Source organism: Pedobacter cryoconitis (assembly GCF_003259615.1).
Taxonomy (GTDB): domain Bacteria; phylum Bacteroidota; class Bacteroidia; order Sphingobacteriales; family Sphingobacteriaceae; genus Pedobacter; species Pedobacter cryoconitis.
The window spans coordinates 37,497-37,814 of sequence record NZ_QLLR01000043.1; the positions used below are offsets into that span (position 1 = coordinate 37,497).

Below are 318 nucleotides of genomic sequence, written 5' to 3' on the forward strand. Positions count from 1 at the left end.
GCGGGGTTTATGATCCTGCAACGGGTAAGTTTACAATTACAGGTATACCATTAACGGCTGGTCTGATTTCTTACACAGTTACAGCAAGTGGTGATTGTGAACCTGCAATTATCCATGGTACAATCAATGTTAAACCAGATGTCACGATTGCTTTAACATCAGCGGTAAACACAGATCAGCAGCAGCCATGTATCAACCATGCGATTAGCCCAATTGAATACCAGGTCACCCATGGAAATACTGCGACCGTAACCGGTTTACCAGCAGAGCTGCGCGGGGTTTATGATCCTGCAACGGGCAAGTTTACGATCACAGGTA

The 318-nt window shown here is 45.6% G+C and carries 1 protein-coding gene; it reads left to right on the forward strand.

Features of this window, described 5'->3' with window-relative positions; all coding sequences use genetic code 11:
- Positions 1–318: hypothetical protein (locus LY11_RS26810; protein WP_170132770.1), on the forward strand; the 318-nt coding region annotated here is incomplete at both ends.